This window comes from Desulfovibrio sp. 6_1_46AFAA, assembly GCF_000224635.1.
Classification (GTDB): Bacteria; Desulfobacterota; Desulfovibrionia; order Desulfovibrionales; family Desulfovibrionaceae; genus Desulfovibrio; species Desulfovibrio fairfieldensis.
Genome location: NZ_JH114300.1, coordinates 99279 through 101770, shown reverse-complemented (window position 1 = coordinate 101770; position 2492 = coordinate 99279). Strand labels below are relative to the sequence as shown.

Annotated in this window: 3 protein-coding genes and 1 pseudogene; 2 read left to right on the top strand and 2 right to left on the bottom strand. The window is 45.4% G+C overall.

The genetic code is table 11. The features are described 5' to 3' along the window. The coding region (locus HMPREF1022_RS16835; protein WP_156802816.1) for a transposase at positions 1-454 on the bottom strand (454 nt) is incomplete at its 3' end. A 265-nt stretch (positions 455-719) separates the two neighbouring features. Here HMPREF1022_RS16835 and HMPREF1022_RS00295 point away from each other — a divergent pair. Both HMPREF1022_RS00295 and HMPREF1022_RS00290 read left to right on the top strand, forming a co-directional pair. Beyond that, a complete protein-coding gene (locus HMPREF1022_RS00295) occupies positions 720-1325 on the top strand; it encodes a hypothetical protein (protein WP_156802777.1) in 606 nt (201 codons plus the stop codon). Between the two features lie 324 nt (positions 1326-1649). Further along, on the top strand, positions 1650-2078 hold the full coding sequence (locus HMPREF1022_RS00290; RefSeq protein WP_009301371.1) for a hypothetical protein: 429 nt from the start codon (positions 1650-1652) through the stop codon (positions 2076-2078). 129 nt (positions 2079-2207) lie between these two features. Here the strand turns inward: HMPREF1022_RS00290 and tnpA are convergent. Then, a pseudogene (gene tnpA, locus HMPREF1022_RS00285) lies at positions 2208-2492 on the bottom strand (IS200/IS605 family transposase); the annotation flags it as partial.

Sequence of the window (2492 nt, the reverse complement as noted above, 5' to 3'; positions counted from 1 at the left end):
CTACGCTCATAGGTGTTGGATCGGGACACCGCCAGGCGTCTGTGACCCGTTTCACTGGAAATCCTCCACGCCGGACAAGGGCAGCCGCGAGATTGAGTTTTTTTTTTTCGCGGCCAATGCGAACAGCTTCTTTAAGGATTTCAACTTCCAGTGTTTTGTTACCGAGGACGCGTTCCAACTGCCGGATTCGCTTTTTCAGGGCCTTTACTTCGGCAACGCTGACAACCTCGTCATTGGCTTCAATGGCTGTTTTGCCGCCTTCACTCATCTGCTTTCTCCAGCGGTAAAGCAAATTCGGAGCAACGCCATACGTTCGTGCCACCAGGGAAACCGACTGACCTGGGGCCATGCTGGCCTCTATCAGGCGAACTTTTTCGCCGACAGACCAACGGCGACGGGGCGTTATGTTTACTATCTCCACCGTTGAACTTGTTTTAGCACTAGTTCCAGCCATAGTTCCAGCACCTCATCCCTAGTTAGAGGGGTGTCCGGTCGAAATGGGGGCTACTCCACTGTTGATGTATGCAGAAGATTTTTGCAACACAAAAAAAATTATGATGATATTGTAAAAATATATTTTAAATCTGAACCTAAATCAAATTTAAATTCCCATGAATTATATATGATTCGCCTACTTGAAAATCATACTACATTGCGAAATATAAACTATGCTAGTATGCCAGAATTGTCTTGCTCTGAACTTGACCAGTTAATACAAGATGATGATCAAAAAAAAATGGCTTTCAAGTTATGATTCAAAAATAATGCATTATAAGCGCGTAGAAGATTTAAGCTTAAGGGCCAGAACAGCAAAACGAGCTGAAAAAATGATTTCTGATCAGAAATTCAGCAAGTATGTCTTGCCAGTGATGAAAAAGTATGCTGAAAAATGTATTATTGATCCTTATTTAACAGAATTAACATACTGGGGATGCACCTGCATCAACACAATTAGCAATAATTTTAGACTCTATTCCAGAATCAACCTCCGCTTCCAAGAAGTTCTTACTAGCGGTTATGACTATGCCCACAACAAAGCTACATTTAGCTGGCATTTGGCAAAGTCTCCTTTTGAAGGGTACTTTGATACTGGGGATTACAGAATAGAATTCATCGATCACTACTACCAAAGCGGTGGACAAGATCAGTTTCAAATATACACAGAGGATTTTGACGCTGCCATGTGGCTTCTTGATAATGAAGTATTCATTCTTGCTGCTAAGTCATTCAATCTAAGTTGTATGAGGAAAGGGGCACAGCCATATGCGAAGACGCATTGCCCTACATTGGCTGACTACCTATTACCTGAATTGGCTGGCAGCTAATTTCTGAAAAACAGATTCATATGAGATTTTGCATGAAAGCTGTCTAACGTACTCCAGAAGAGCAGGCTCTTGACGAATGCTTCCTCTTATGATTTGTTTTTAACGGAGCTACTAACTCCTCCCAAGACGGTTTCCCACCCCGACAGTTTGTGGGTTTTCTTGCGCCTTGTTTCTGACATGGCGTGGTTTCCTGCATTATCCTCCGGGTGTGGGCGAAATAAAATACCTGGCAACAGGGAAATAACCCGCTGCTCTTGGGCAGTTAGTAGCACCCGGAGTTCTTCATTTTGAAGTGCTCTCATACTAAATCCCAAGAGGTGTCTTATGTCCAGTTCCCACCAGTCTTGCACGCTGTCTCCCCAACTTCCCTCACCAGACCTCGCAGCCATAGCCGCCATGCTCACCGAAGCAGCGCAAGCCTTGCTCAATTTGAGCAACCCACCAAAGGCAGAGGGCGAACCGGAAGAGGAACCGACTCCCACGGATGAAATACGGTGCTATCGATTTTCACCCTTGGCAATCCGTTGCGAGCAAGAGCTTTTTGAAGATCAGGAAGCGGGGAGTCTCCGCGAGGTGCTTTTCAACGCTTCATCCTCGGTCACTGCGTTTACCGCTCTTTTGGAGCAGATAGACGCCGAGGCGGAACTTGAGGGCGTTGTGGTTCATATCCTGGCGCGTGAGTTGAAGCGCGTGGAAAACTTGCTTTTCAAAATTCAGGATGCCTACAGCACTGTTGAACTTGTTGACGCCTAACTTTCAAACAAATCAAAACCACCCGCATAGCGGGTGGTTTGCTCCAGCCCTATAAGGGCTTGTTACCGGCCAGCGTCTAAAGGCGCTGGCTTTCACTTTGTTCAAGCCCAGTGCCCTTGCCGCTTTGGCTTACCCCTGGAAGGGGTTTTGGTATTCTCGGGTACTTACTCGATCTTGCAGAATATCATGCTTCTCTTGCTGCTGAATGTATTTTTTGACCGTTACCTCATTGAGTCCTACCGTACTGACGAAATATCCTTCCGCCAAGAATTTCCTATTGCCAAATTTGTACTTCAGGTTTGCATGCTTATCGAAAATCATCAATGAGTCTTTTTCCTTTCAGGTACCCCATGAAACTTGATACACTGATTTTTGGAGGAATACTCACCAGCATGTGCACATGATCCGGCATGA